The 21,761-nt window shown below is 55.3% G+C and carries 18 protein-coding genes; 8 read left to right on the top strand and 10 right to left on the bottom strand.

Annotation, left to right across the window (positions count from 1 at the left end; genetic code table 11):
- Window positions 1-147 precede the first annotated feature (147 nt).
- Complete coding sequence (locus IB237_RS03520; RefSeq protein ID WP_192487203.1) at window positions 148-1,125, top strand: VOC family protein; 978 nt, start codon at window positions 148-150, stop codon at window positions 1,123-1,125.
- On the opposite strand, the gene smc is transcribed toward IB237_RS03520, so the two are convergent.
- From smc to IB237_RS03500, 4 genes are all read right to left on the bottom strand, one after another.
- Window positions 1,126-4,590 carry a chromosome segregation protein SMC gene (smc, locus tag IB237_RS03515; protein WP_192487202.1) on the bottom strand — a complete coding sequence of 1,155 codons (3,465 nt, stop codon included), beginning with the start codon at window positions 4,588-4,590 and terminating at the stop codon, window positions 1,126-1,128.
- Window positions 4,591-4,674: 84 nt separating this feature from the next.
- Entirely contained in the window at window positions 4,675-5,355 is a 681-nt protein-coding gene (locus IB237_RS03510) for a DsbA family protein (protein WP_192487201.1), read from the bottom strand.
- 172 nt (window positions 5,356-5,527) lie between these two features.
- Window positions 5,528-6,049: a DUF721 domain-containing protein gene (locus IB237_RS03505; protein WP_192487200.1), complete on the bottom strand. Its 522-nt coding sequence runs from the start codon at window positions 6,047-6,049 to the stop codon at window positions 5,528-5,530.
- Window positions 6,030-7,250 (bottom strand): O-antigen ligase, encoded by a 1,221-nt coding sequence (locus IB237_RS03500; protein ID WP_192487199.1) that lies wholly within the window; start codon window positions 7,248-7,250, stop codon window positions 6,030-6,032. The genes IB237_RS03505 and IB237_RS03500 overlap by 20 nt, the downstream gene beginning before the upstream one ends.
- 158 nt (window positions 7,251-7,408) lie before the next feature.
- On the opposite strand from IB237_RS03500, the gene mutY reads away from it, so the two are divergent.
- Together mutY and IB237_RS03490 are read left to right on the top strand one after the other, a co-directional pair.
- A complete protein-coding gene (gene mutY, locus IB237_RS03495) occupies window positions 7,409-8,512 on the top strand; it encodes an A/G-specific adenine glycosylase (protein WP_192487198.1) in 1,104 nt (367 codons plus the stop codon).
- Window positions 8,509-9,120 carry an HAD family phosphatase gene (locus IB237_RS03490; protein ID WP_192487197.1) on the top strand — a complete coding sequence of 204 codons (612 nt, stop codon included), beginning with the start codon at window positions 8,509-8,511 and terminating at the stop codon, window positions 9,118-9,120. The genes mutY and IB237_RS03490 overlap by 4 nt, the downstream gene beginning before the upstream one ends.
- Window positions 9,121-9,459: 339 nt before the next feature.
- Here IB237_RS03490 and IB237_RS03485 read toward each other — a convergent pair whose 3' ends face one another.
- The 4 genes from IB237_RS03485 to IB237_RS03470 form a co-directional block, all read right to left on the bottom strand.
- Window positions 9,460-10,605 carry a site-specific DNA-methyltransferase gene (locus tag IB237_RS03485; protein ID WP_192487196.1) on the bottom strand — a complete coding sequence of 382 codons (1,146 nt, stop codon included), beginning with the start codon at window positions 10,603-10,605 and terminating at the stop codon, window positions 9,460-9,462.
- Between the two features lie 173 nt (window positions 10,606-10,778).
- The gene (locus tag IB237_RS03480; protein WP_192487195.1) at window positions 10,779-11,231 is read right to left on the bottom strand and encodes a DUF1284 domain-containing protein; all 453 of its coding nucleotides are present in this window, start codon (window positions 11,229-11,231) and stop codon (window positions 10,779-10,781) included.
- Window positions 11,228-11,803, bottom strand: coding sequence for a biotin transporter BioY (locus tag IB237_RS03475; protein WP_192487194.1), 576 nt, complete (start codon window positions 11,801-11,803; stop codon window positions 11,228-11,230). Before IB237_RS03475 ends, IB237_RS03480 begins: the two co-directional genes overlap by 4 nt.
- A 180-nt stretch (window positions 11,804-11,983) precedes the next feature.
- Window positions 11,984-12,664 (bottom strand): GntR family transcriptional regulator, encoded by a 681-nt coding sequence (locus tag IB237_RS03470; RefSeq protein WP_192487193.1) that lies wholly within the window; start codon window positions 12,662-12,664, stop codon window positions 11,984-11,986.
- 113 nt (window positions 12,665-12,777) lie between these two features.
- Between IB237_RS03470 and IB237_RS03465 the strand changes: the two genes are divergently transcribed.
- Window positions 12,778-13,467, top strand: coding sequence for an HAD family hydrolase (locus IB237_RS03465; RefSeq protein ID WP_192487192.1), 690 nt, complete (start codon window positions 12,778-12,780; stop codon window positions 13,465-13,467).
- Window positions 13,468-13,565: 98 nt separating this feature from the next.
- Here IB237_RS03465 and IB237_RS03460 read toward each other — a convergent pair whose 3' ends face one another.
- Window positions 13,566-14,102 (bottom strand): PilZ domain-containing protein, encoded by a 537-nt coding sequence (locus IB237_RS03460; protein ID WP_192487856.1) that lies wholly within the window; start codon window positions 14,100-14,102, stop codon window positions 13,566-13,568.
- A gap of 240 nt (window positions 14,103-14,342) precedes the next feature.
- Here IB237_RS03460 and thrC point away from each other — a divergent pair, with 240 nt between their 5' ends.
- The 4 genes from thrC to IB237_RS03440 are packed head-to-tail and all read left to right on the top strand — an operon-like array spanning window position 14,343 to window position 20,634.
- On the top strand, window positions 14,343-15,740 hold the full coding sequence (gene thrC / locus IB237_RS03455; RefSeq protein WP_192487191.1) for a threonine synthase: 1,398 nt from the start codon (window positions 14,343-14,345) through the stop codon (window positions 15,738-15,740).
- A 20-nt stretch (window positions 15,741-15,760) separates the two neighbouring features.
- Window positions 15,761-17,059, top strand: a complete 1,299-nt coding sequence (locus IB237_RS03450) for a pitrilysin family protein (RefSeq protein ID WP_192487190.1) — start codon at window positions 15,761-15,763, stop codon at window positions 17,057-17,059.
- A 51-nt stretch (window positions 17,060-17,110) separates the two neighbouring features.
- Entirely contained in the window at window positions 17,111-17,719 is a 609-nt protein-coding gene (locus IB237_RS03445; protein WP_192487189.1) for a GNAT family N-acetyltransferase, read from the top strand.
- 2 nt (window positions 17,720-17,721) lie between these two features.
- Window positions 17,722-20,634: a sensor domain-containing phosphodiesterase gene (locus tag IB237_RS03440; protein WP_192487188.1), complete on the top strand. Its 2,913-nt coding sequence runs from the start codon at window positions 17,722-17,724 to the stop codon at window positions 20,632-20,634.
- Here IB237_RS03440 and IB237_RS03435 read toward each other — a convergent pair.
- Window positions 20,613-21,701: a putative zinc-binding metallopeptidase gene (locus IB237_RS03435; protein WP_192487187.1), complete on the bottom strand. Its 1,089-nt coding sequence runs from the start codon at window positions 21,699-21,701 to the stop codon at window positions 20,613-20,615. The genes IB237_RS03440 and IB237_RS03435 overlap by 22 nt on opposite strands.
- Between the last annotated feature and the right edge of the window lie 60 nt (window positions 21,702-21,761).

Genomic DNA, 21,761 nt, shown 5'->3' with positions numbered 1-21,761 from the left:
GCTTCGGCGCAGTGCAACAGAAATGAGGCGATTGCATGCCTTGCCTCTCAGGATCACGAATTTTCGGTAAACGGTTGACGCATTCGTGAGATGCAAGAGCACAAAACGCGGCGTAAGGGAAATCAATCTCACTTCCGGATTTTTTCCATGAACCTTTCCCGCAGACATATTCTGAAACTTGCTGGCGTGACATCTGCCAGTGCTGCCCTGGCCGGTGCTGTCAAAGCCGAAGGCATGACCAACTTGACCCTTTCCACCGATGCCATGCCGTTTGCGCTGACCACGCCAATGCATATCCGCGAGGCCGCAATCCGGGTAAAAAACCTTGATAACATGCTTGCCTATTACCGGCAGGTGATGGGCTTCACCGAGATTGCACGCAACGGCAACACCGTCATTGTTGGTGCCGGTGGCACCGCGCTGCTGCATCTCATTCACATGCCGGAGGCGGAATTTGAGAGCCAGAGTGCTGCGGGCCTATTCCACATCGCCTACCTGATGCCCACCCGCAAGGATCTTGCCCGCTGGCTTGTGCATGTCGCAAGAATGCAGGCACCGGTTACCGGTTTTGCCGACCACAATGTCAGCGAAGCCGTTTACCTGAACGACCCCGAAGGCAACGGCATCGAAGTCTACAGTGACCGTCAGAAGGACAGCTGGCAGTGGGATGGCGATGTGGTGACCATGGGCACCAAGGAGCTTGATATCGACGACATCGTCGCGCTGACCGATACAACAAAGGACGATTATACGATCGCGCCGGATAATCTGCGTATCGGGCACATGCATTTGCGGGTCGGCGATATCGCCAAGGGCCGTGCGTTTTATGAAAATGCAGTGGGTCTCGCCTCAACACGCGGCAACCGTGAGGACGCTGCCTTCCTGTCTTCCGGGCGGTATCATCACCATGTCGCTATCAACACCTGGAACAGCCGGGGCGCCGAATTGCGCGATGACAAACAGACCGGGCTTGCCTGGTTCTCGCTGACGATCACCGACGCGGCTGACATCAAGCAGCAGCAGGCCCGTCTTGAGGCAGCAGGTTACAAGATTTCCCAGCTTGAGAATGGCGATGTTGAAGCTGTCGATCCCTGGGGAACCGGTCTCAGACTGCAAAAGGCCTGATCACGCAACCTCGACAAGCCGCTCTGCTGCCTGAAGATCGACCGACACGAGTTGCGACACACCCTGCTCTGCCATGGTCACACCGAACAACCTGTTCATGCGGGCCATGGTGATCGGGTTATGGGTGATGATGACAAACCGCGTTGCGGTTGACGCCACCATTTCATCCATAAGGTTGCAGTAACGCTCGACGTTGTGGTCATCCAGCGGTGCGTCCACCTCGTCCAGCACACAAATCGGCGCCGGGTTGGTCAGGAACACAGCGAAGATCAGCGCCATTGCCGTCAATGCCTGCTCGCCACCTGAAAGCAGCGTCATCGTCTGCGGCTTTTTGCCGGGCGGGCGGGCAAGAATTTCCAAGCCGGCTTCCAGCGGGTCTTCCGATTCAATCAATTGCAGTTCCGCAGTGCCACCGCCGAACAGGTGCGTGAACAGCCGCTGGAATTGGCCATTGACCACGTCGAAGGCAGCGATCAAACGCTCTCGTCCTTCGCGGTTCAAGCTCTGGATACCGGCGCGCAGTTTCTTGATGGCATCGATGATGTCATCGCGTTCCTTGACCAGCGCGGTCAGTTTTTCCGACAGTTCTGCTTGTTCTTCGTCGGCACGCAGGTTAACCGCGCCCAGTCTTTCGCGTTCGATCTTGAGGCGATCAAGTTCACGCTCCACTTCGCGCAAATCAGGCAGCGCTGCATCAGCGGCAAGGCCCGTCAGGCGGTAGGCCTGATGTGGACCGACATTCAGCGTCTCCTGAATACGATGTTCGGTTTCCTGGCGTCTTTCGCGCGCAGATACCAGACGTTCTTCGGTTCTACCGCGACGCTCGCGGGCCTCCGCCAGTTCTGACAGTGCCGTTGCAGCCGTGCGGTCTGCTTCACGTTGCAGATTTTCCGCATGCACCAGCTGGTCAGCGGCCAGACGGCGGGCCTCTTCAGTCTTTTGCAGTTCCGTCAAAAGCGCTCGGCGTTTTTCATCGAACTCTTCTGGCGCGACCTCGAGATCGAGCATTTCTTCGCGGGCTTCTTCCTCACGTTCACGCAAGGTCGAAATATGATCGGAAGCGCTGGCAACACGTGCCTGCCAGGTACTGCGCTCCTGCGCGATGGCGTTGATACGGCGCTGACGGGCTTCGGCTTCCCTGTTCAGACCTTCGTGACGGGCGCGGGCTTCGGCCAACAGGCCACGATCGGTCGCTACCTCCATCTGGACTTCGCGCAAACGGGTATCGATCAGCGTCAGATCAGGCGCATCATCCATTTCGATACGCGCATTTTCTTCCTGAATGACAACCTCTTCGATCTGCGACCGAATCTGGTTGACGGCTTCGCTGACGATATCGCGACGGCGCATCAGGTCACCGGAGGCGCGCTCTGCACTGGACAGCGCGTCACGCGATTCCGCCAGATGCCGCACGGCAAGACGGCTCATTTCGCGCGCTTCATTCAGGCGAATATCGGCTAGGCGAATTTCATCCGCCGTCGCCGCAAGCAGTTCTTCGGCTTCCGAGAGCGCAAAACGCGCTTCTTCCATCTCGCCTTCCAGCTCAGCCAGACGGTTTTTCTGCGCAAGCCGCAGGGCGGCCGTCCCCGGGGCATCTGCGCCGGTGACATGGCCGTCCCAACGGAACACCGCACCTTCACGCGTCACAAGCCGTTGGCCGGTTTGCAGCTTCGGCATCAGGCGAAGTGCGTCTTCAATGTTTGCGACAATGCCGATCTGCTTGAGCGCTCGCGACAGGACCGCCGGACCCTTTACATGTTCGGCCAGAGAGGCAAGTCCGGTTGGCAGCGCAGGATCAGCACTCGCGTCACCGCTGAGGCTCCAATAGGTCGGAGCCGCCGGATCAAGTGAGCTTTCAAGATCATCGCCAAGGGCCGCGCCAAGAGCTACCTCAAAACCCTTGCCAACCGTCAATTCTTCAGCGATCGGCGTAAATGTACCAGAACTTGCGCCTGCCGCCAGCATGCGTGAAATGGTGCGGGCTTCGGTTTCAAGACCGTTTACCCGCGCCCGCGCCGCATCCACCGGTGCACGCGCCATGGCCTCACCACTGCGCGCTTCCGTCAGTGCCGTTTCGGCCTCTTCAACCGCAATCTGCGCGTCACTGACCGCATCTTCCGCCGCCTCGACCACCGAGCGCTTTTCAGCGGGGTCCGGCAGCAAAGACAGTTTTTCGGAGATGGCGTCCAGTTCGGAGGACGCGTCCTGCGCCTGTTTTTCAAGGCGCATCTTTCGGTCGGCGAGATCACGAATGGCGCGTTCAAGCTGGGTACGGGCAGCAGCCGCTTCCGCGCGCTGGGCCGTCAGTGCCGTCGCGGCATTTTCGCTTTCGCTGAGCTTTGCTGCGGCCGCCTCAAAGGCTTCGCGCGTTTCCTCGGCATAACGCCCGCTATCGGCCAGTGTCTCGACCAGCTCGGCCTCTTCGGCATCCAGCCGTGTCAGGATCTGGGCATTGTCGGCAACCAGCCGCTCTTCGCGGGCGATGTCTTCTCCCAGTTGTGCCAAGCGTCTGGTCAGTTCATCGCGACGTCTGAGCAGGCGGCCTGCTTCCTCATCAAGCTGGGTTCGGGCAATCTGCAGGCGCTGCAAGGCGGCTGCGGCACGCGCTTCATTCTCGCGTAATTCCGGCAGCTTCAGGCTGGCAATGCCTTGTTCCTTGGCCGCCTCCATTTGCTTCTGGGCTTTTTCAGCAACCAGAACAGTGGCCTGATTGAGTGCGCTTTCGGCTTCGCCTTCCGCCTGCTTGGCTTCCACCCAACGGATGTGCAGCAACATGGCCTCGCGGGCACGAATATCGGCAGACAGGCTCTTGAAGCGATTTGCCTGACGGGCCTGACGTTTCAGGCTCTCAATCTGGCTTTCCAGCTGCGCCGTTACATCTTCCAAACGTTCAAGATTGGTTTCTGCAGCGCGCAGGCGCAGTTCCGCCTCATGGCGTCTGGAATGCAAACCGGAAATACCGGCTGCCTCTTCCAGCAACTGACGGCGGGCCTGCGGTTTGGCGTTAATCAACTCGCCAATGCGCCCCTGCCCGACCATCGATGGAGAGCGGGCACCGGTTGATGCATCAGCAAACAGCAGTTGCACGTCCTTGGCGCGGGCTTCCTTACCATTGATGCGATAGACCGAGCCATTTTCGCGCTCAATGCGTCGCGTCACCTGAATTTCGTCTGCATCATTAAACGCCGCAGGTGCCGTGCGGTCTGCATTGTCGAGATAAAGGCCAACTTCGGCGGTGTTGCGGGCCGGACGATTTCCGGAACCTGAAAAGATGACGTCATCCATTCCGGAGGCGCGCATGTTCTTGTAGGAGTTTTCCCCCATCACCCAACGCAACGCTTCAACAAGGTTGGATTTTCCGCAGCCGTTCGGACCGACAACACCAGTCAGTCCCGGCTCAATGATGAACTCGGATGGTTCGACAAACGACTTGAAGCCGACAAGGCGTAGCTTGTTGAACTTCATTGATCGTTATCCCCGGCAGCGCATAAGCAATAAAAAACGGGCGAACGGAATGATCCGCCGCCCGTCATTTGAGTGGAACGTCGTTTAGCTAAGGCTGTCGATAAGGGCCGACATGGATTCAAGCGACATGTCTCCAGCATACTTCTTGCCGTTGATGATGAAGGTTGGCGTAGAGTTTACACCAAACTCGCCAGCACCACGCTGCATCGTTGCGTTCACATCATCCAGAAGCTTCTGGTTCGTCAAGCAGGCTTCGAAGCTCTCCTGTGAAAAACCGGCAAGTTTCGACATTTGCAGCAATGCGGCGCGTGCATCCTGTGCTGTCGCCCATGTCTGCTGCTGCTTAAACAGCATGGAGACGAATGGGTAATACTGGTTTTCAGGAGCGCAACGGGCCAGCATAAAGGCCGCAGCAGCACGCGGATCGAACGGGAATTCGCGGATAACGAAGTACACCTTACCGGAGTCGATGTACTTTTCCTTGATCTTGTCGAAGGTGTTGTTGTGGAAGTTTGCGCAATGCGGGCAAGTCATGGACATGTATTCCACGATCTTGACTGGTGCGTTGGCATCACCAAGCGCCTTGTCTGGCAGAGGGCCAGGCTTGAGCACTTCCGTCATATCCACATCGCCAATGGATTGCGGCAGTTCCTGCGCGCTTGCGTAATCCGCAACCAGCGAAATCGGCAAGGTTACGCAAACCGCTGCCAAAGCAACGCTGCCAAGAAGATTACGGCGGGTCATGGTAAGTTCGGAAGAAGGCATTGAAGCACCTGTTCGTGTGAAGACTCGATATGTCTGTATTTCCGATATCGCGGCGGCCTGTTCATAACAAGCAGCCATTCTCATTCTTATTGTCAAAGAATTGTGACCAAAGCTCGTTTCGCTAAAATATCAGTGCACATTCGGAAGTATTTTCCGACACTATTGCCGTTGATCAAGAACGTCCGCGCGCAGGTTTCTGCAACACTGCGGTGCCCAATCGCTCCACCGCCTTGCGAAGCTGTTCGCTTTCAATACCTTCCATCATGTCGTGAAGACGCTTTGCGGCGTCTCCCTTTAATGGCTGCGGTTTTTTCTTGCGCAGTATCGCCTGCGAAACGGGCTTTTGCACAATACGGATCTGGCGCACGGCGGGATAACCGAAAAATCCATTGATACGGGCAATCAGTTCACCTTGCGCATGGGTCAGGAAAAGCGCACGTGCGCCTTCGCAGGCAATCGTCAGAACACCGGGTTGATAACCGCTGCCGTCGGATGCATCGTCGCGTCGCGGCCAGGCAATTTTTTCAGGACGGGTGCAGTCGGCAAAATCTTCACCGGCAATTTCATCCCAGGAACCAAGCAGGGCGGTGCTGATCCCTGCCCGGCGCGCCAGCACCGGGTCGATGATACCGTTGGCCACTTCCGATATCTGGACAACAGATGGTCTGCGTCCCTTAAACGGTGCCACGCACATTTCCCTTCGTGTTCTCTTCAGTTTTGACTGGCAGAGTGACAAAAATAACCAGCGCCGACCACAGGAAAATACTGTCGTAGATATCGTGGCCGAAGATGAAGTTCGTCATGCCGCCAACCACATATGTAGCAGTCAAAACGATAGCGACAAACAGGCGCTGGCGATAAAAATCATCACGAGCGGCATTGATCGCGGCCAGAAGCGGTGCGCAGAGCAACGCGACCAAAGACAGGAAACCGACGATACCTGAATCAACCATCGCCGTCAGAAAACCATTGTGGAAGTGGGTGAACTGCAGTCCGGTCTGTTCGATCAGCGCACGTCTGTTTTGAACACCATAACCAAAAACCGGGTTCTGCTGAACCAACTCAAGGCCATATTTCCATAAGTCCATCCGGACACTGTATGATGTGTCGGTTGCAGTGGCATTTTCGCTGGTCATATAGGTAATCGTATCGCGAATTCTATCGGCACTGCTGATGCCGAACCACACGATGATCACGGCAACAACAGCCAGAATAAGCGCACCCTTGATATTCAGCCACGGCTTGATAGTGGCTGGGAAAAACATTGCGAACAAAGCGATAGCAAGGACGGTTGCCGGCAACATGCCGCGTGACTGAGACAGCAGCAGACAGACGAAGCCAGCCACAAAGCCAATGAAACCAACAATCTTGCGCCATTTGACCTCAGACAGCAGGTTCAACAATGCAAGCACTGAAAACAGAGCGCAAATCAGGGCAAATGGCAGCGCATTACCCGCTCCGCCCTCTGCACGAGTCCGCAGAATAACGCCCTGCCACATGGCAATGGGCAAAGCGAGGATGCCACAGATCGCCGCACCCAGGACAAAACTCTCAAAAAGGGTCCTTCCTGACGTAATGCGCAGACGCGGCAGCATCAGCCAGAACAGCAAGAACGGCAGCAATGGTGCCAGCTTGCGCAGTGCAGGCATCAAACCGGTATCCGAATTGATGATCATGGCGAGGAGCTGCACCAGAACGTAGACGATGGCCGGTATAATCAGGAAAAGATCCTGTCTGGAAAAGGCTGGCGGAAAACGTTTCAGAGAAAGAGAAACAATCGCCCAGACAACGGAGGCTATCAACAGGATCGTCGTGACCGAGCCGCCGACACCTGCCAAGGCCGCCACGGCAATAATGAACACATGGTTGTTTGCATTCATTGACAGAGGCTTCATCAATTCCACTTTCATTGACTAAGATTTGCATGGCCCTATATGAGATGGTTGGCATAGTTTAAAGAATGCGCCATTACCAGTGACATATCCCTGCTTTTCCGTTGAAAACAGTTTCCACCAGGGGTGTCGCGTGACATAAATATCGCGGAAAAGGTGCAATGCTCCTCACGAACGACCGTCCAGCATTATCCGACCTGCTATTGCGATGGTATGACAGGCATCACAGGGAACTCCCATGGCGCACATCCCCTGCCATGGCAGCAAAAGGTGTCACAGCTAACCCTTATCACGTTTGGCTGTCTGAGGTGATGTTGCAACAGACGACCGTGCAGGCGGTAAAACCCTATTTCGCAAAATTCCTGGCCGCCTGGCCAACCGTTACCGATCTGGCTGATGCACCGGTTGAAGATGTGATGGCCGCTTGGGCCGGGCTCGGTTACTACGCACGTGCGCGTAATTTGCGGAAATGCGCCGAAACCGTTGCCCGTGACCATGCCGGTATATTTCCGGACAATGAAGATGGCTTGAGAGCCCTGCCCGGTATTGGTGATTATACCGCTGCCGCCGTCGCAGCGATCGCCTTTAATCGGCAGGCTGCCGTGATGGACGGTAACGTCGAGCGTGTTATCTCGCGGCTCTTTGTCATCGACGCGCCCTTGCCATCTTCAAAACCGGCCATGAAAGCCAAGGTCGTTGCGCTGACGCCGGCCGGCCGTCCCGGCGATTTTGCGCAAGCGATGATGGATCTGGGTGCTACTATCTGTACGCCGAAGCGTCCGGCCTGCGCACTCTGTCCGTTCAACGAGCACTGTCTGGCGCTTGCCACTGACAATCCGGAGCGCTTTCCGGTCAAGGCACCCAAAAAAGACAAGCCGGTGCGGCTCGGTGCAGCCTTTATTGCTGTCAATGACAGCGGCGAGATTCTGTTGCGGCGGCGGATTGAAAGCGGCTTGCTGGGTGGCATGACAGAAGTGCCAACAACGGGTTGGACAGCGAGGATCGACGGCACGACGGGGACCGAAGAAGCGCCGTTGCCAGCGGACTGGGAGGCCGCAGGCGCAATCGTGCATGTCTTTACCCATTTTGAATTGAGACTTTCGATCTACCGGGCAAAAATTCCTGCGGACAGCGAAAATCATGTCAATGACGGATGGTGGGAGCCAGTCATAAATCTTGATGCGCAAGCGCTGCCAACAGTCATGAAAAAAGCGATCAAACAGGCTATTCCGTTTGCTTTCGATCATAACAGGACCTCTGCATGACCCAGACTATTCGGCATATTGTTTTCGATATTGGCAAAGTACTCATCCACTACGATCCTGACATTCCCTACAGCCGCATCATTCCCAACAAGGAAGAGCGCCAGTGGTTTTTCGAGAATGTATGTACGCATGAATGGAATCTGGAGCAGGACAGAGGTCGCACCTGGCAGGATGCTGAAGCGTTGCTGATTGCAGAGCATCCGGAAAAAGAAGCACATATCCGTGCGTTTCGCGAAAACTGGCATGAAATGGTATCGCACGCCTATGACGAGTCCGTTGCGATCATGCTTGGACTGATCGAGGACGGTCGTGACGTGACGATGCTGACCAACTTTGCGTCGGACACATTCCGGCAGGCGCAGGAAATGTACCCATTTTTGAAACGGCCACGTGGGGTCACCGTTTCCGGCGATGTTGGATTGATAAAGCCCGATGTCGCGATTTACGAAACACATCACAAGGCTTTTAATCTGGAGCCTTCGGCCACATTGTTTATCGACGATTCCTATCCGAATGTCGAAGGCGCACGCAAGGCCGGATGGCAGGCAGTGCATTTTACCGGCATTGAAAAGCTGAGAGAAGATTTGAAAGCGCACGGCGTGCTGTGAGCGAATATCTGACGCAGGCAGGAAATGGCGGTCTCCCACCTGCGTCAGTCCAGCCGTAAACGGCAGGATTTCAGAATTCATGCGTGAGACGTTTATGCTTTCGCAACTCGCCATGTCTCCTCTGAAAACAGAGATAAAGACACAGGCTTGTGTGAAACTGTCATGGTTTTGTTATCTAAAGCAATACTTATATGACCAACATTTCAGCACTATACAGAAATAGCTTATAAACAGAGCGGCCCCCGAGGCTTTCGCTTCGGGGGCCGTTCATCTCCTTCCGGGACTAGAGGTACTTACACCGGAAAGAGAAACTGGCAGACAGGCGCGGCGGTGGATCGTTTATTCTACCTTTGCCAGTTCAGAACGAATGACACTTCTCAATTCATCGATAGGCTTGAGGTCAGCACCATCTTCAAAGTGCCAGAACATCCAGCCATTGCAGGCATCCAGCCCTTGCACCTTGGCTCCAAGCCGGTGAATTGAGCCCGCATCACCGCCTGAAGCAATCGTACCATCCGCACGAATAATGGCGCTATAACGGCGCTTCACATCGGTCAGAACCTGGCCTGGACGAACAAGTCCACTTTCAAGCAGCGTATTGAACGCGACACGTGGTTCAGCACGCTTGCCAGTCATAACCGTCAATTCGGCTTTACCCAGCGGCTCTACCGAAGCGATGCGAGCGGAAGCTGCATCAATGTAATCCTGTTCACGCTCAATGCCGACGAAATGGCGTCCCAAACGCTTGGCAACGGCACCGGTGGTACCAGAACCGAAGAATGGATCGAGAATGATATCGCCCGGCTTGGTCGAGGACATGATGACACGCGCCAGCAATGCTTCCGGCTTCTGCGTCGGATGAACCTTCTTGCCGTCTTCGCCTTTCAGGCGCTCATGCCCGCTGCAGATCGGGAACAGCCAATCGGAACGCATCTGCACGTCATCGTTAGATGCCTTCAGCGCTTCGTAGTTGAAGGTATAGCCTTTGGCCTTGGAATCGCGGCTGGCCCAGATCATGGTTTCATGTGCGTTCTGGAACCGGCGACCCTTGAAGTTCGGCATCGGGTTGGTTTTGCGCCAGACGATATCGTTGAGGAGCCAGAAGTTGAGATCCTGCAACATCGCACCGACGCGGAAAATATTGTGGTAGGAGCCAATAACCCAGATCGTGCCATTGGGCTTCAACACACGGCGGCAGGCGAGAAGCCATGCACGTGTAAAAGCATCATAAGCCTCAAACGAAGCGAACTGGTCCCAGTCATTGTCAACGGCGTCGACAACAGACTGATCCGGACGATGCAATGTGCCGCCAAGCTGAAGATTATAGGGTGGATCGGCAAAAATCGCATCGACCGACTGGCTCGGCAGTGCTTCAAGAGCTGCTACGCAATCGCCCTTGATGATGCTGTCTTTCCAGGCATCCTCCTGCCCTGCACGATCAAAACCGGCACGCCGAAAATCGGCCAGCGGATAAACTGATGCCATCGGTACTCGCTCCATACGCTTACTCGAACTGAACTGATGCCTATGGTTACCGAAGATGGTTATCAAAGACTGAATGCGGAACAGAAAAACGCAAATATCTGACAAAAAAGCATTATTTCATTTGTATTCAGTTGGTCATCGCAGTGTGACAAATAGAAGAAGCGAGCGTGCCATTAACCATGGCACGCAGCGGGTTCGACGGTTTCAGAGATGATTTTCACGCCCTTGAAACCGGAGGCGGCAACCTTGTCACAAAGCGAACTCCATTCGCAATCATGGCAGGCTTTGCGAATCGAATTGTGTGAAAATGCCAACCGCAAACGTGACAGAAACACGTGGTCGGGTTTCAGCGTATCACTAATCAACAGTGTTTTCCCGAGCAACCGCCCAACCGCATCCAATGCAGCAATATCGCGCTGCACGACACTTTCCTTGTAACAATGCGCGCCCTGACTGCAGAGCAAGGGCTGGCATATATCGTCCGGTCCATCGACAATCTCGATTGTCTCACCGGCAGACAGCCGTTTGGCGATTTTGCGATAATTATCGGTGAAGGCCGTCGTGTAGCCCTCACCGACAAAGGTCAACATGCAGAGCAGATGATGCCCGCGCAGACGTATACTCAAGAGGTCTTTACCCGGCCTATGGTTGCCTTGAGCAGCGTTGCTGCCAGAGCAGATTTAAGGACCGCGCCGATCAGGAATGGTACAACACCGGCGATCCAGGCTTTTTCAGCGCCGATCACCTGTGCCAGCCACATCCATCCCAAGAGCAGGCAAAGCAGGTTCGCGGCAAGGTGCAATGAAAAGCCGGCAAACAACCGATTGGCCGATATGCCCTTTTCAGTGAGGAAACCGACAAATATCGCCATTAGCGGAAATGCCACGAGGTATCCTGCGGTCGGCCCCATGAAGGGTGCAATGCCCGACTTGAACTCGGCAAGAACGGGAAAACCGACCATCGCCTCAGCGAGCCATGCCAAAACTGTCAGCCCGCCCAATCGCCATCCATAAAGCGCTCCAATCATCGTCACAGCAAATGTCTGCATGGTGATTGGCACAGGGACCATGGGCACCGAAATCTGTGATGCGATTGCCAACACCAGCGTGCCGGCAACCACGAGGACGACTTTCCCAAACAGAGTCTTTTCGAGATTATCGATAAGTCGACCGTTCAAAGCAGATACTTTTCCTGACATTATCTTTCCTTTTCAAAATTATAGATAATTCTGAATTTATAAGGATCAAACCGTCCAAGAACCAAATGGAATCTTCAAAACTTGAAAAATAGCACGCACCTTCACCAGGAGGCTGTGGAGATATTTCAATAAATGGCTTTATTTACAGTGAATTACGCGGAAATAAAATTATCTATAATTTTATCCGACGATAGCAAAGGCATCCTTCGTGGAGCCGGCTGGTGTGCGTATTGCGGTTCGGCCAATCCATTGCACGTGACCATCGAGAATACGCACAGCTTCCTCTCCCCTGCCAGAACGCAAGGCATTCAGGATAGCGCGATGGTCATGGTCTGTACGGCGCTCCCATCCGGCACGCCAAGCGGAAAACAGGAAACGCGCGCTCGCCGCATGCAGCCCGTCGATCGTTTCAAGCAATCGCGGCATGCCGCAAGGCGTTATGATCAACCGGTGAAAGCGCCGGTTTGCCGCCTCCCAGCTTCGCACATCCGCCGCGCTGTCGCCTTCGGCCGTTGCGGCCTCAGCCTCATCAAGAATGGCGGCAGTCATGTGCGGAATGGCGTGTCGCAAGGCCAGAACCTCGAGAGCCGCGCGCATTTCAGCAACTTCGCGGACTTCGTTCAGACCGAAATCTGCAACCCTTACGCCGCGTCGCGGCAGGCTGATGGCAAGCCCTTGCGCTTCAAGCCTCCGAAAAGCCTCACGCACAGGGACGTGACTGGCACCGAACTCTTCAGCAATATGATCCTGCCGCAGCCGCTCACCCGGCGACAATTCACCACGAACGATCCGGTCGCCGAGACTGCGTGCGATACGCGCCGCGATTGTATCATCCGGCTTGCGGGGTTCTTTAGGAGCCATGCTTTCCCATAGAATGCGGTGCAGAGCTTGTCGAGCAACAAAAGCAAGCAGGTTGAGCTTAACCGCCGCATGGTCTAAAAGCGCCGCGATTTGTTATTCTGAAAGGAGCGCAGATGAGCGCCTTCGACCTTATCATTTTTGACTGTGACGGCGTGCTGGTCGATTCCGAAATCATTGCCGCGCAGGTCGAATCCGCACTTCTGACAGATGCAGGCTATCCGATTACCGTGGAAGAGATGGGCGAACGTTTTGCCGGCATGACATGGCACAATATTCTGCTGGCTGTTGAGCGTGAAGCAAGCATACCGCTGTCGGCATCGCTGCTCGACAAATCGGAAAAGCTGCTGGATGCCCGCCTACAGCGCGACGTCAAAGTCATCGAAGGCGTCAAGTTTGCGCTGGCGCGCCTGACGCTGCAGCGCTGCATTTGCTCCAATTCCAGCAGCAAGCGTCTGGACATGATGCTGACCAAAGTCGGCCTGAAGCCTTATTTCGATCCGCATATCTATTCGGCCAAAGACCTTGGTCCGGACAGGGTAAAACCGAAACCGGATATTTTCCTGCACGGCGCCAGCCAGTTTAATGTCTCGCCATCCAAGACCGTTGTTGTCGAGGATTCCGTTCACGGCGTTCATGCGGCAAAAGCGGCTGGCATGCGTGTTATCGGCTTTACCGGCGCCTCGCACACCTACCCAGGCCACGCTGACAAGCTGACCGATGCGGGCGCAGAAACCGTCATCGCCCGCATGATGGACCTGCCGGCTGTCGTTGCAGCGCTGTCCGATTGGGGCGGCATTTCCTGATAAAGAAAATGGGCGGAGGAACACGTTGTTCTTCCGCCCATTTTTCAAAACCTTGCCACCCGACTAAAGCAGATTTACGCTGACGGGCCAGCCAGTCGTTACTTCTTCTTTTTCACACCATCATCGAAGCCGACGAAGACGTTTACAGTCTTTGGTGCACCGCCAGGGCCATTTGGAATGGCAACATGGTCATTGTTGAAGATGAACTGTGCGCCACCATCAGCCGCAATATTGACCGGGAACTGCGTTACCTCGGAGAAAATTTCACCGTCGCCATCTTTTACAGAGACGCGAATTGGCAATGTCACCGCACCTGGCTTTGCCTGTGGACCGGGAACGATTCGGCCCTGCACCAAAACATTCACAGTCAATGTGTCCATGTTCATCGTGCAGGCGCGGGTGCTGTCAGCCAATGACGCCTGATAAACCAGTTGTTCCGGATTATCCTTGGCGCCGCGCGCATAAACGCGATGCACGGCATTGCTATCGAGAACCGTTACCTTGGGGCAGTTTGCCTGCACAACCGGCGTAACAGCTGCGGCTGCCGGGGTTGCACTGCCGCCGGTTTCGCCGATGCCGAGCGCTTCCGATGGGCTGGAAGAGTTGCATCCGGCAACGATAGCCAGCAGCGACATGGCGGCGGATAAACGCAAAATATGACCTGACACTCTGTTCAATCCTCTACACTGCCTCCGAGGTGTACCGGAGAACCTGTTTAACGGCCTTTCACGCCAGTTGGCGATGGTCTATAGCAGCGACGTCGGAAAAAATCGATTGGCCTGTTCGGATTTGCTTGAATTTTCCTCAGCATCACTGAATACCACCATATCTGTTTTGCTTCGGCGACCTGACTGCTTACGACAAGGGACCATCTCGTGGAATATGTTTCGACCAGGGGCGAAGCCCCTTCGCTGGGTTTTTGCGATGTATTGCTTGCCGGTCTGGCACGCGACGGCGGGCTGTATGTGCCGCGTAAATGGCCGTCGATGAGCAAAAAGGAAATTCGTGCGCTGCGCGGAAAGTCCTATCAGGAAATCGCCTTTGAAGTGCTTTACCGTTTTACAGGCGGCGAAATTCCGGCTGATGATTTCCGCGCGATGATAGACGAGGCCTACGCCACGTTCAAACATCCAGCCGTTGCTCCGCTGGTGCAGACCGGTCCCAACTCCTACGTGCTTGAACTTTTCCACGGCACGACGCTGGCGTTCAAGGACGTCGCCATGCAGCTGATCGGTCGCCTGATGGATTACGCCCTTACGCAGCGCGATCAAAGAGCGACTATTGTTGGCGCCACATCCGGCGACACTGGTGGCGCCGCAATCGACGCGTTTGCCGGCCGCGAACGTACAGACATCTTCATCCTCTTCCCGCACGGCAAGGTTTCGCCAGTGCAGCAGCGCCAGATGACCAGTTCGACCGCATCGAACGTGCACGCCATTGCCGTTCACGGCAATTTCGACGACTGCCAGAATCTCGTCAAAGAAATGTTCAATGACGCCAAGTTCCGCGACACCGTCAAACTGTCCGGCGTCAATTCCATTAACTGGGCGCGCATCATGGCGCAGGTGGTTTATTATTTCACTTCGGCACTGACGCTGGGCTCTCCGGATCGCAAAGTGTCCTTCACCGTACCAACAGGCAACTTCGGTGACATTTTCGCAGGCTACGTCGCCAAGAAAATGGGCCTGCCAATCGATCGTCTGGTCATCGCCACAAACGACAACGACATTCTGGCGCGCACGCTGAAGACTGGCCGTTATGAAATGCGTGGCGTGAAGGCGACCACCTCGCCTTCGATGGATATCCAGATTTCCTCGAACTTCGAGCGCCTGCTGTTTGAAGCCTATGACCGCGATGCGCGTGCCGTGCGCAATTCCATGGATGGTCTCAAGCAGTCCGGCTCTTTTGAAATTCCAGAAGAAGCTATGAAGTTTATTCGTCGCGACTTCCGCGCAGGCCGTGCAACCGAAAAGCAGGTTGCAGCAACCATTCGCGACACCCTGCAGGAAACTGGCTATTTGCTGGATCCGCACACAGCAACCGGCGTTTTTGTGGCGAAAAAGCATGAAAAGCCACGCAGCCCGATGGTTACGCTGGCCACTGCTCATCCAGCAAAATTTCCGGCGGCTGTAAAATCCGCTTGCGCAATCGATCCGGCCCTTCCATCATGGCTCGCTGATCTTATGAACCGGGAGGAGCGTTTCGAAATTCTTGAGGCCGACCTTAAAGCCGTTGAAACCTTTATCGGCAAACATGCGCGCGCCAAGGAATAGAGACGCGGAAAGACGTTAAAATGAATGTTCAAGTAACCCGGCTTGCGTCCGGGTTGACGGTCGTAACCGAGCGCATGCCACACATTGAGAGTGTGGCCCTCGGGGTTTGGATCAAATCGGGTTCACGCAATGAAACCGATAATGAGCATGGCATTGCTCACCTTCTTGAGCACATGGCATTCAAGGGCACGGCGAGACGCACAGCCCGCCAGATTGCGGAAGAGATTGAAAACGTAGGCGGTGAAGTCAACGCCGCAACATCGACAGAGACCACCTCCTATTACGCCCGCGTCCTGAAGGACGATGTCCCGCTCGCAGTGGACATTCTGGCTGATATCCTGACAGAATCCTCGTTTGAGGAAGACGAGCTGGAGCGCGAGAAAAACGTCATTCTGCAGGAAATCGGCGCTGCCACCGACACTCCCGATGACGTGATCTTCGATAATTTTTCCGGCGTTGCCTATAAAGATCAGACCATCGGCCGGCCAATTCTTGGCACACCTGAGACGGTCCAGTCGTTTACCACCTCACAAATTCGCGCATATCTTTCCCGCAACTACACGACGGACCGTATTTTCGTCGTTGCTGCCGGTGGCGTTGACCACGAAACATTTGTCAAGCAGGTCGAGCAGCGCTTCTCCAGCCTGCCGCAGACACCGAATGCGCTGCCTGTCATGCAGAAGGCGATCTACACCGGCGGTGAAATCCGCGAAACGCGCGACCTGATGGATGCGCAGGTGTTGCTCGGTTTTGAAGGCAAAGCCTACCACGCCCGTGATTTCTACTGCTCGCAAATTCTCGCCAATATTCTGGGCGGCGGAATGTCTTCGCGACTGTTTCAGGAAGTGCGCGAATATCGCGGTCTGTGTTATTCGGTTTATGCGTTCCACTGGGGCTTTTCCGATACCGGCATTTTCGGCATCCACGCAGCAACAGGCGCAAACGATCTGCCGGAACTGGTTCCAGTTATTCTGGAGGAGCTTCGCAAGTCTTCTGATAAAATCCACAATCAGGAAATCGAGCGTGCCCGGGCCCAGATTCGTGCGCAGTTGCTGATGGGTCAGGAAAGCCCTGCCGCCCGTGCCGGACAGATTGCACGGCAGATGATGCTTTATGGTCGGCCCATCCCCAATGACGAGATGATGCAGCGCCTGCGTGACATCACCACCGAGCGATTGACGGATCTTGCCGGACGCCTGTTCTTCGACAAGGCTCCGACACTGTCTGCCATCGGCCCGTTGGAAAATCTCGCGTCCATGGACGATATCTCCGCTGCCCTCTCAGCACCGCAGCACTTACAGAAAAAAGCAAATGCCTAGGTTGACGCCCCTGACAACGATCAGGAGGCGATGGTCGTAACGGGGAATTGAATGAGCCGAGCCATGTTGCGTTTTTTCTCACGAAACGGCGACAAACCGGAAATTCGCGATTCGTCCTATTTGCTGCGCCTGCCGCAATATTCGGATTTTCGGCAATGGCACGGGCTACGCTCTGAAAGTCGTCGGTTTCTGCAACCGTGGGAACCGACTTGGCGGCCAGATGAGTTAACAGAAGGTTCTTTCAGAACGCGGGTAATCCGCAACGGCCAGGAATTCTCCTCCGGCACCGCTGTAGCGCTCCTAGTTTTCAAACAGCCCGAAATGTTACTTCTCGGCGGTCTTACAATCGGCTACATACGCAGAGGTGCAGCGCAAAGCTGCATGATCGGATACTGGATGGGCGAACGATATGCGGCACAAGGTCATATGTCTGCCGCATTAAGACTGGTAATACCCTACATCTTCAATGGGCTACAGTTGCACCGAATTGAGGCAGCCTGTATTCCAGATAACTTCAAAAGCATCCGGTTGCTCGAAAATGCCGGCTTTCAGCGGGAAGGTCTCTTGCGAGAATATCTCAAGATCAATGGTGAGTGGCGCGATCATGCCATGTTCTCCTTAATCGCTGATGGTCGCCATGACAGTAGGAAACCGGACTGATTATGGCTGGCATGTATTCAAAATTTCGAGTTTCACGGCTGATCGCAGCAATCGCCATCTTTTTTTCGGCCCTACTGGCGCTGGCCGGTTTCGCAACGACTGCTGCTGCCTTTGAGCCGGTGAAGATTTCGCGCGATGCCACCGCGCTGGACCTGACCGCCACGACCGATATTCATGTCAATCAGGGTGAAGCCTTTCAGGTATCCACCGCACCGGGACCCGATGGTATTCGCCGCCGTATCGAGGTGCGTGCCAGCTCTCCTGCCCACCAGGGTGACTGGGCAGTTTTTGCGCTCGCCAACGTGTCCGAAGAGCAGCTTGAGCGCGTTATCGTTGCCCCGCATTTCCGTCTGGTGAATTCCAAGGTATTCTGGCCGGATCTTGGTTCTCAGCGCATCATCGCTATCACCCCCAGTGAAGGTTTTGCGCTGGACCGTCAGCCAAGCCCGGATGCCGACGTTTTCCGCATCACCCTGAACCCCGGTTCTGTCATTACCTTCGTTGCCGAGCTTTCCACGCCGCAACTGCCACAGATTTATCTGTGGGAACCGGAAGCCTACAAGGACACCGTCAACGCCTTTACACTCTACCGCGGTATCGTGCTTGGCATTGCCGGCCTGTTGGCGGTGCTGCTGACCATTCTGTTCGTGGTCAAGGGCACATCGGTTTTGCCAGCTTCGGCTGCCCTTGCCTGGGCTGTTCTTGCCTATATCTGCGTGGATTTCGGTTTCCTTGAGAAGCTGATCAGCGTGACCTCAAGCGATCAGCGAATATGGCGCGCGGGGGCGGAGGTCGCTCTCGCATCCAGCCTTGTAATCTTCCTGTTTACCTACCTCAACCTCAACCGGTGGCACGCCCATCTTGGTTATGCGACATTCGCTTGGGTTGTCGGTCTGGCACTTCTGTTCGGCGTTGCGATCTATGACCCGTCGGTGGCGTCGGGTATCGCCCGTATTTCCTTTGCCCTGACCGGTGTCGTCGGTATTGCCCTGATCATTTATCTCGGCTTCAACCGCTATGACCGCGCCATTTTGCTGGTGCCTTCATGGGCGTTGATCCTTGCATGGCTTTTCGGCAGCTGGCTGACCGTTACCGGTCAACTGGACAATGACATTATCCAGCCGGCGCTGGGTGGTGGTCTTGTCCTGATCGTGCTGTTGATCGGCTTTACAGTCATCCAGCATGCCTTTGCTGGCAGCGCCTACCAGCAAGGCCTGTTTTCAGACCTCGAGCGCCAGTCACTTGCCCTAACCGGCAGCGGCGACACCGTTTGGGACTGGGATGTTACCCGTGACCGCATCGTGACCACGCCAGACATTTCCCTCAAGCTGGGTCTTCATCCCGGCAGCATGCATGGCGCAGCGCGCAACTGGTTGCCACGCCTTCATCCCGACGACCGAGACCGGTTTAAGGCGACGCTAGACGTGCTACTCGACCACCGTAAGGGTCGTTTCAACCATGAATTCCGCATTCGCGCCGAAGATGGTCATTTCCATTGGCTGCAGATTCGGGCTCGGCCGGTTCTCGGCTCCAACGGTGAAATCATTCGCTGCGTGGGAACGATTACTGACATTACCGAGCAGAAAAACTCGGTGGAGCGCCTCTTGCAGGATGCGCTCACCGATAATCTAACCGGCCTACCGAACCGTCAGGTTTTCCTTGATCGTTTGCAATCGATCCTTAACCTGACCGCTGACGGCGACAGTGTCCGCCCGACGGTTCTTGCCATCGATATCGACCGCTACAAGCTGGTCAACGATACGCTGGGCATTGCCGCCGGCGACAATATCCTAATTGCACTGACCCGCCGCCTGCGCCGCCTGCTTAAACCGCAGGATACGCTCGCCCGCCTGGGTGGTGATGAATTTGGCCTTATCCTCGTTTCCGAACGAGATCCGGCCCGTATTGCTGATTTTGCCGATGCGGTGAACAAGGCGATCATGGTGCCGATCAACTTTGCCGGACGTGAAATCATCCTGACGGCATCGGTTGGTCTGGTTTCCTGGATAGATCAGCAGGACAGTGCAGCCGGACTGCTCAGCGACGCCGAACTTGCCATGTACCGTGCAAAACGGTCTGGCGGCAACCGTGTCGAACCGTTCCGTCCGGCGTTCCGCAGTTCCGGTACAGACCGTTTGCAGCTGGAAAGCGACCTGCGCCGAGCATTGGAGCGAAAGGAGCTTTACCTCGCCTATCAGCCCATCATCCGGCTTGATAATGGCGATATTGCAGGCTTCGAGGCTCTCATGCGCTGGGAGCATCCCAAGCGCGGCAATATTCCACCCAGTGAGTTCATTCCTATTGCAGAGGCCTCAGGCCTGATCGAACAGCTCGGGATGTTTGCACTTGAGCGCGCTGCGACCAACCTCGTGGAATGGCAACAGGCGATCGACAAATTGCCGATCTTTGTTTCCGTCAACATCTCCAGCGCCCAGTTGCTAAACAACGAACTTTACAACGATGTTCGCAGCATGCTGGCACGCACACACTGCAATCCCAAGCAGTTGAAGCTGGAACTGACCGAATCCATCGTGATGGAAAACCCCGAGCAGGCACGGCTTGTCCTCAACAAGCTCAAGGACACAGGTTTGAGCCTTGCCCTTGATGACTTCGGGACCGGTTATTCATCGCTTGCCTATCTGACCCGCTTTCCATTCGATACGATCAAGCTGGACAAGGCGCTGGTCGCCAATTCTACAGAGAAGCGCAATATCCTGCTTATGTCGGTGATCGCGATGGCCCGTGCCCTGGAAATGCATGTGGTGGCCGAAGGCATCGAAACGCCAGAAGACGCAGCCGAACTGGCACGCATGAACTGCCATTACGGCCAGAGCTTCATTTTCGGCACACCGGAAAATGCAGACGCTTCACTCAAGCTGTTGCGCGAGCGTTTTCAGCCAGCCAAACGCGCCTGATCCGTTGAAATATCGCCATGCACCAGTTCGTGAATGAACTGGAGCTTGGCGGTAACAACCGGTGTAACGACAAATGGATAGAGATCTCCCTGCCCCATGCTGCGGTGGATGGAGTTCATCGCCACGCTGAGCGGCACCCAGACGGATACGAGCTGTTCTGCACTGCGGGCTTTATACGGATCAAACTCAACTTCTGCGGCCATCTCCTTGTGACCTTCAGGTTCGATCGCCATGCCGAAAGACCCAGCCGTCTCCAGTGTATCGATGATATGCAGGTAATGGGCAAAACATTCGGCAAAGTCTTCCCAGGGATGGCTGGCGGCATAGGTACTGATGTAATTTTCCTGCCAACCTTCGGGCGGTCCACTCTGGTAATTGCGCTCGAGCGCTTCGGCGTAGTCTTGCGTTTCGTCGCCAAACACGGCGCGGAATGCTTCGAACCGATTTGCATCACGTACCAGCTTGTTCCAAATGAAGTGCCCTGTCTCGTGCCTGAAGTGCCCGAGCATGGTGCGATAGGGCTCATTCATGTTGCTGCGAACTTGCTCGCGTGTCGCGTCATCCGCTTCAGCGGCACGGATGGCGATCAACCCTTCCTCATGGCCGGTCATGGCGGGAATGATATTGCCATCCGGCGTTACCTCGTCCACCAGGAAATCAAACACCAGCCCGCTCTGCGGGTCTTGTAGGCGGTCAGGCACAGGCAATCTCAACCGTAAAAGCGAATAGAACAGGTGGCGCTGCGCTTGGCTAATACGTCTCCAGCGCTCAAGACCAACCGCGGTCGAAGCATCGGGCACCAGTCTGTTGTGTTTACAGACTTCACAAAACTCACCGTCCTGCTCGGCAGGGATCGCCCAGTTACAGATGTCGTGAACCTCGTTGGCGCAGAAACGAACTTGTCGCTCAGGAGATGACACCAAGCTCCAAAGCGGTTCACCGGCTGGCTGCAACGCTTCCAGCGCAACCATGTCTGGAATGAAAGCCAGACGGCTTCCGCATTTCACGCAATATCTATTATCGAAATGAATGGATTGGCCGCACGTCGCGCATGTAAAAAGTCTCATTTCAACCCCGCAGTCGCATCAATGAAACAAAATAAAAGTGCAGGTAAAAGGTTACCTGCA

It is taken from the genome of Agrobacterium sp. AGB01 (assembly GCF_014851585.1).
Taxonomy (GTDB): domain Bacteria; phylum Pseudomonadota; class Alphaproteobacteria; order Rhizobiales; family Rhizobiaceae; genus Agrobacterium.
This window is presented reverse-complemented; position numbering and strand designations above follow the sequence as displayed.

Coding starts and splice junctions, on each gene's coding strand:
- IB237_RS03520 (WP_192487203.1), top strand. CDS start 148: ATGAACCTTTCCCGCAGACATATTCTGAAACTTGCTGGCGTGACATCT.
- smc (WP_192487202.1), bottom strand. CDS start 4,590: ATGAAGTTCAACAAGCTACGCCTTGTCGGCTTCAAGTCGTTTGTCGAA.
- IB237_RS03510 (WP_192487201.1), bottom strand. CDS start 5,355: ATGCCTTCTTCCGAACTTACCATGACCCGCCGTAATCTTCTTGGCAGC.
- IB237_RS03505 (WP_192487200.1), bottom strand. CDS start 6,049: ATGTGCGTGGCACCGTTTAAGGGACGCAGACCATCTGTTGTCCAGATA.
- IB237_RS03500 (WP_192487199.1), bottom strand. CDS start 7,250: ATGAAGCCTCTGTCAATGAATGCAAACAACCATGTGTTCATTATTGCC.
- mutY (WP_192487198.1), top strand. CDS start 7,409: ATGCTCCTCACGAACGACCGTCCAGCATTATCCGACCTGCTATTGCGA.
- IB237_RS03490 (WP_192487197.1), top strand. CDS start 8,509: ATGACCCAGACTATTCGGCATATTGTTTTCGATATTGGCAAAGTACTC.
- IB237_RS03485 (WP_192487196.1), bottom strand. CDS start 10,605: ATGGCATCAGTTTATCCGCTGGCCGATTTTCGGCGTGCCGGTTTTGAT.
- IB237_RS03475 (WP_192487194.1), bottom strand. CDS start 11,803: ATGTCAGGAAAAGTATCTGCTTTGAACGGTCGACTTATCGATAATCTC.
- IB237_RS03470 (WP_192487193.1), bottom strand. CDS start 12,664: ATGGCTCCTAAAGAACCCCGCAAGCCGGATGATACAATCGCGGCGCGT.
- IB237_RS03465 (WP_192487192.1), top strand. CDS start 12,778: ATGAGCGCCTTCGACCTTATCATTTTTGACTGTGACGGCGTGCTGGTC.
- IB237_RS03460 (WP_192487856.1), bottom strand. CDS start 14,102: ATGTCGCTGCTGGCTATCGTTGCCGGATGCAACTCTTCCAGCCCATCG.
- IB237_RS03450 (WP_192487190.1), top strand. CDS start 15,761: ATGAATGTTCAAGTAACCCGGCTTGCGTCCGGGTTGACGGTCGTAACC.
- IB237_RS03445 (WP_192487189.1), top strand. CDS start 17,111: ATGAGCCGAGCCATGTTGCGTTTTTTCTCACGAAACGGCGACAAACCG.
- IB237_RS03440 (WP_192487188.1), top strand. CDS start 17,722: ATGGCTGGCATGTATTCAAAATTTCGAGTTTCACGGCTGATCGCAGCA.
- IB237_RS03435 (WP_192487187.1), bottom strand. CDS start 21,701: ATGAGACTTTTTACATGCGCGACGTGCGGCCAATCCATTCATTTCGAT.